General features: G+C 64.3%; 1 protein-coding gene. It reads right to left on the bottom strand.

Annotation, left to right across the window (positions count from 1 at the left end):
- A partial coding sequence (locus GVL12_RS25480) for a VCBS domain-containing protein (protein ID WP_200844083.1) occupies positions 1-4,281 on the bottom strand: 4,281 nt, incomplete at both ends.

Here is a 4,281-nt window from a genome sequence, read left to right as displayed (position 1 = left end):
CGAACTCATCGGTGGGCGACTTGCTGGTGTCGTCTACCGGGGTCTTGAGTTCGTATTCGTAGGTGATGGTGGGGGCGTCCGTGCCATTGCCCGGTGTATACGTCACGGTCACTTCACCTTGCGGTGTCGTGATCTTGGTGGGCAGGTCAGGCACCAGGGTCACTGCACTGCCGCCAGGCGGTGTGATGGTGACGGTGGTGGTGTCATCGCCGGGCACCAGGGTGATGGTGCCGGTGGTGATGTTGCTGCCCGAGTCCGGGTCGCTGCCGTTGGGCAGTCCGCTTTCGCTGACGCTGGCGTCGGGCTTGATCACGGGACGGGTCGGGCCCGTGGGGTCTGCCGGGTCGACAGGAAGCAGCACGGGCGGGTTGCCGTCCTTGTCCGTCACCACGGGCGTGTGGTCCGCAATGGTGATGGTGATCTTGGCGCTGGAGGCGTCACCGTCCTTGTCGGTGATGGTGTAGGTGAACACATCGGTGGCCGTGAGGGGCTCGCCGTTGTTGCGCACATACTCATACGCGCCATCGGGCTGGATCGTCAGCGTGCCATGTTCACCCGTGATGGTGAACGAGCCATCGGGGTTGGATACGCTGGTGTTGCCAGAGGCATTGTCGGAAGCGATGGCCGAGACCAGCGTATCGCGGTCGGCACCCAGGGTGTCGTTGCCCAGGGCGTTGCCAGTGGCGGTGTTGCTACCGTTGTCTACGGTGGCGGTGTCGTTGGCGGCCTCGGGCACGTCGTCGGTGATGCCCACGACCACGGTTACCGTGGTGCTGTCGCCGTCCTTGTCGGTCACCGTCACGTCGAACTCATCGGTGGGCGACTTGCTGGTGTCGTCTACCGGGGTCTTGAGTTCGTATTCGTAGGTGATGGTGGGGGCGTCCGTGCCATTGCCCGGTGTATACGTCACGGTCACTTCACCTTGCGGTGTTGTGATCTTGGTGGGCTGGTCAGGCACCAGGGTCACCGCGCTGCCGCCAGGCGGTGTGATGGTGACGGTGGTGGTGTCGTCGCCGGGCACCAGGGTGATGGTGCCGGTGGTGATGTTGCTGCCCGAGTCCGGGTCGCTGCCGTCGGGCAGGCCGCTTTCGCTGACGCTGCCATCGGGCTTGATCACGGGACGGGCAGGACCTGTGGGGTCCGAGGGATCCACAGGGACCAGTACGGGGGGATTGCCGTCCTTGTCCGTCACCACGGGCGTGTTGTCCGCAATGGTGATGGTGATGGAAGCGCTGGAAGTGTCGCCGTCCTTGTCGGTGATGGTGTAGGTGAACACATCGGTGGCCATCAGGGGCTCGCCGTTGTTGCGCACGTACTCATACGCGCCATCGGGCTGGATCGTCAGCGTGCCATGTTCACCCGTGATGGTGAACGAGCCATCGGGGTTGGACACGACAGTGTTGCCGGAGACATTGTCGGAAGCGATGGCCGAGACCAGGGTGTCGCGGTCGGCGCCCAGGGTGTCGTTGCCCAGGGCATTGCCGGTGGCGGTGTTGCTGCCGTTGTCTACGGTGGCGGTGTCGTTGGAGGCTTCCGGCACGTCGTCGGTGATGTCCACGACCACGGTCACCGTGGTGCTGTCGCCGTCCTTGTCGGTCACCGTCACGTCGAACTCGTCGGTGGGCGACTTGCTGGTGTCGTCCACGGGGGTCTTGAGTTCGTACTCGTAGGTGATGGTGGGTGGCGTGCCGGCGACCGGGTCTTCGGGCGTATATGTCACGGTCACTTCGCCTTGCGGTGTCGTGATCTTGGTGGGCTGGTCAGGCACCAGGGTCACTGCACTGCCGCCAGGCGGTGTGATGGTGACGGTGGTGGTGTCGTCGCCAGGCACCAGGGTGATGGTGCCGGTGGTGATATTGCTGCCCGAGTCCGGGTCGCTGCCGTTGGGCAGGCCGCTTTCGCTGACGCTGCCATCGGGCTTGATCACGGGACGGGTCGGGCCCGTGGGGTCTGCCGGGTCGACAGGAAGCAGCACGGGCGGGTTGCCGTCCTTGTCCGTCACCACGGGGGTGTTGTCCGCAATGGTGATGGTGATGGAAGCGCTGGAGGTGTCGCCGTCCTTGTCGGTGATGGTGTAGGTGAACACATCGGTGGCCGTCAGGGGCTCGCCGTTGTTGCGCACATACTCATACGCGCCATCGGGCTGGATCGTCAGCGTGCCATGTTCGCCCTCGATGGTGAACGAGCCATCGGGGTTGGACACGACAGTGTTGCCGGAGACATTGTCGGAAGCGATGGCCGAGACCAGCGTATCGCGGTCGGCGCCCAGGGTGTCGTTGCCCAGGGCATTGCCGGTGGCGGTGTCGCTGCCGTTGTCTACGGTGGCGGTGTCGTTGGAGGCCTCTGGCGCGTCGTCCACGATCTTGACGGAGACGGTGGCATTGTGGCTGTCGCCATCGCGGTCCTTGGCCTGGACCGTGAAGTCGTCCCGGGTGTCGGTGCCGGAAACGTCGGGAGCGACTTGCAGCGTATATGTGTAGCTCAGCGTGATGCTGCCATCTGCGGCCTGTGCATAGCCCTTGAGTTCGAGCGCGCCGTACTCCGTGGAGAGGGTCTTGGGAGTGCTCGACAGTGCTTCGAGCTCGGCCTTGGTCAGGACCAGCGTTGCCGGGCTGCCATCACGTCCCGTATAGGTGAGTGTGAGCGCTTCATCGGGGTCCAGGCCATCGAGTGCGTTGAGCTCGATGGTGGAGTCCACCGTGATGTCGCCGGCACCGGGTTGGCTGCCGTCGGTCAGGCCGCTCTCGAACACCACCAGGTCGCTGGCATTGCCATCGGGCGTGGTGGCGGTATCGGTGGCTGTCGGCGGAATGGTCACGGTGACACCGTCGTCGGTGCCGTGGATGGTGATGGTCAGCGTGGCGGTGGAGGTGTCGCCATCGGCATCGGTGATGGTGTAGGTATAGGTCTCGGTGAGGGACTCGCCGCTTGTGAGGCCCTGAACGTCGAGGTTGGTGTTGTCCAGCGCATAGCTGTAGCTGCCATCGGCATCGAGCACCAGGGTGCCGTATTGGCCCTCGACGTCGATTGAGACCTGCCCGGCGACATCCGTGTCGCCATTGGCAGCCTTGTCGCCGGCGGCTACGCCGGAGACCGTTGCGCCGTCGGCGCCTTGGGTGTCCTTGCCGGCATTGCCGGTGCCGCCAAGGATGACATTGCCCATGACCGGTGCTGTTGCATCTTCCTCGATGCTGTTGGTGTCATCCGCGGCCAGCGGCACATCGTCGGTGATGTCCACGACCACGGTCACGGTGGTGCTGTCGCCGTCCTTGTCGGTCACCGTTACGTCGAACTCATCGGTGGGCGACTTGCTGGTGTCGTCCACGGGGGTCTTGAGTTCGTACTCGTAGGTGATGGTGGGTGGCGTGCCGGCGACCGGGTCTTCGGGCGTATATGTCACGGTCACTTCACCTTGCGGTGTTGTGATGGGTGGGTTGACGCCAGGCACCAGGGTCACCGCACTGCCGCCAGGCGGTGTGATGGTGACGGTGGTGGTGTCGTCGCCGGGCACCAGGGTGATGGTGCCGGTGGTGATATTGCTGCCCGAATCCGGGTCGCTGCCGTTGGGCAGGCCGCCTTCGCTGACGCTGCCATCGGGCTTGATCACGGGACGGGCAGGACCTGTGGGGTCCGAGGGATCCACAGGGACCAGTACGGGGGGATTGCCGTCCTTGTCCGTCACCACGGGGGTGTTGTCCGCGATGGTGATGGTGATGGAAGCGCTGGAAGTGTCACCGTCCTTGTCGGTGATGGTGTAGGTGAACACATCGGTGGCCGTCAGGGGCTCGCCGTTGTTGCGCACGTACTCATACGCGCCATCGGGCTGGATCGTCAGCGTGCCATGTTCGCCCTCGATGGTGAACGAGCCATCGGGGTTGGACACGACAGTGTTGTCGGAGACATTGTCGGAAGCGATGGCCGAGACCAGCGTATCGCGATCGGCACCGAGGGTGTCGTTGCCCAGGGCATTGCCGGTGGCGGTGTTGCTGCCGTTGTCTACGGTAGCGGTGTCGTTGGAGGCCTCTGGTGCGTCGTCGACGATCTTGACGGAGACTGTGGCACTGTGGCTGTCGCCATCGCGGTCCTTGGCCTGGACCGTGAAGTCGTCCCTGGTGTCGGTGCCGGAAATATCGGGAGCGACTTGCAGCGTATACGTGTAGCTCAGCGTGATGCTGCCATCGGCGGCCTGTGCATAGCCCTTGAGTTCGAGCGCGCCGTACTCCGTGGAGAGGGTCTTGGGAGTGCTCGACAGTGCTTCGAGCTCGGCCTTGGTCAGGACCA

Origin of the sequence: Pantoea sp. 18069 (assembly GCF_902706035.1) — a bacterium.
GTDB lineage: Bacteria > Pseudomonadota > Gammaproteobacteria > Burkholderiales > Burkholderiaceae_C > Comamonas.
The sequence above is the reverse complement of the archived record's forward strand: the minus strand, read 5'-3'. Positions and strand labels throughout refer to the sequence as shown.